The 1,823-nt window shown below is 60.2% G+C and carries 3 protein-coding genes and 1 pseudogene; 2 read left to right on the top strand and 2 right to left on the bottom strand.

Annotated features, from left to right (window positions below; all coding sequences use genetic code 11):
• Positions 1-524, bottom strand: a 524-nt coding sequence (locus ABEA06_RS13590) for a hypothetical protein (protein WP_345311838.1), incomplete at its 3' end; no start/stop codon positions are given.
• Entirely contained in the window at positions 524-892 is a 369-nt protein-coding gene (locus ABEA06_RS13585; protein WP_345311837.1) for a hypothetical protein, read from the bottom strand. The genes ABEA06_RS13585 and ABEA06_RS13590, both read right to left, overlap by 1 nt.
• Before the next feature lie 274 nt (positions 893-1,166).
• Between ABEA06_RS13585 and ABEA06_RS13580 the strand changes: the two genes are divergently transcribed.
• Complete coding sequence (locus ABEA06_RS13580; RefSeq protein ID WP_345311836.1) at positions 1,167-1,382, top strand: hypothetical protein; 216 nt, start codon at positions 1,167-1,169, stop codon at positions 1,380-1,382.
• Positions 1,383-1,559: 177 nt separating this feature from the next.
• Positions 1,560-1,823, top strand: a pseudogene (locus tag ABEA06_RS13575) (replication initiation protein); the annotation flags it as partial.

Raw genomic sequence — 1,823 nt, 5'->3', positions numbered from 1 at the left:
GGCTGGCGCAGGGTGAGTTCCTGGAAGGCGACACGGGCAACATCGGTGGCGTTCCACGCTCCCATCACCATGATGAGCAGCGTGTAACCCAAGGTGCCGCCCTGGGCAAGGTGGTCCGGGATGAACGCTCTCGAGGTCGGGTCCCGATCGATCGAGAAGAACGCTATCGTCAGCCCCAGCAGTAAGGTACCGCCAATGGCGGTCTCCCCCAATGTCCGCGACCGGCTCCAGTCCCTGCGCTGTAGGGACTGGACGAGGGCCGCCCGCAGGCACCATACAGCGCTAAGCGCGAGCAGGCTGCGCACCAGGTGGAAGATGTTCTCTCCACCCAGCCACGCATCCACGCTCCGTTCAGGAACCATGACCCCGTTAGCCGAGAAGGCCAGCGCAGCCAACGCCGTGCCCATCCAGACGAAGTCCACTTGGCGTCGCCGCGCTACTCGTGGCAGACGAACGACCACCGCCACGACGGCGAAGATGCAGGCTACGGCTTTGAGCAGACTCAACACCGCACCGAGGCTCATTAAAAGACCTCGAGCAGAGGGTCCACCCGCCGGGTCAGTCTGGCGGCTAACCTCGTGGCGGCGTTCTCTGCCGCGATCTCCTGGGCTGTCCAGGTCGAGGAACGTCCAAGGAGGGTCTTGATCCGCCGGGAGCCTCCAATATGGGCGAAGGCATTTCCTAGCGTCAGCTCGCATCCACCGTGCATGAGAAGGATGTGTCCATACTCGTGCAGAATCACGTGCCGGCGCAGCAGCTCGCTCTCACCGGCAGCATGGAAAATCCAGGACTGCTCAGCTTTCTCCAACCACAGCCCCGTGACGTCCTGGCCCAACCCCACGGGGGCAGGCTCGATATGGACTGGCTTGCCGTGCCGACGCTGCACCTCCAAATGAAGACTCCCCCAAGTGAGATGGTCCGGCAGCTCAGCCAGCACATCAAAATCGGAATGCGAAACAGTTCCCCCTAGCCAAAACATGCCCCCAAGGCTACCTGGGACTTAAACGTGTTTATGTTGAACATGTTCAAAAAACTGTATGATTGATGCGATACACCTAGATGGGAGCCTTCACTGCGTCAGGGTTCAAAAACAAAGGGGCAAGGAAATCATGGAGACACACCCCACACTGCTACCGGTTGCGGTTGCAGTATGCAACGATGGCTTCATGACCGAGTACCAGCAACCAAAGCTGCAAGGACACAAAGTGGCGTTGTCCACGCGCGTGTCTCCTGAGCAGCATCGCGCGGCCATCGAAGCGTCTCGTCGAACGGGACTCAGCATGGCTGAGTACATCGGTGCCTTGATCGATCGCGATGCGGGACGACCCAACAAGCTTGATAACAGGGAGGAGCCGCGCCTACCGCTGGCTAATTCCGCTTAAACGACTGACGACCCGCCTGGCAGGGCGGGCCGTCGAAGTCATTTGGCTGTCTCAGGTCTCCAAACTCGCGACAGCCGTTTCAACAGCTAACTGAATCGGAACCTGTCATGAATCCAATATCAGGGGACTGTTATGTCCCCTAGTGTACCTGAGGCGCGTCCACAAGTGGACCCTGCCTTGCTGGATATTGTCCTTTTTTGCCCCGAGACCCCGGCCCGCCGGTTCTTAGCACACCACCGGATCGAGTACTTCCGGTGCGGTCAGACCAAGTCGCAGGCATTCCCGAACCGTGGGCGGCCTGCTGGGGAGTTCGCGTTCCTCCAGCTCAACCCGGCCGATTGGTTAAATTTCCTCGTCGTCGACGTCGATGACGAGGCCGCGTTGTTGAACCTGATGCACCCGGCGGTGCCGGAGCCGACGTGGATCATCGAGAACCCGGCC

Source organism: Kocuria gwangalliensis (assembly GCF_039544365.1).
GTDB lineage: Bacteria > Actinomycetota > Actinomycetes > Actinomycetales > Micrococcaceae > Kocuria > Kocuria gwangalliensis.
Note: the sequence above shows the minus strand (reverse complement) of the source record. Positions and strands in the feature narration are given on the sequence as shown.

What these genes read in the sequence shown, in the direction of transcription:
- ABEA06_RS13580 (WP_345311836.1), top strand. Translation starts at nt 1,167, where the DNA reads ATGACCGAGTACCAGCAACCAAAGCTGCAAGGACACAAAGTGGCGTTG.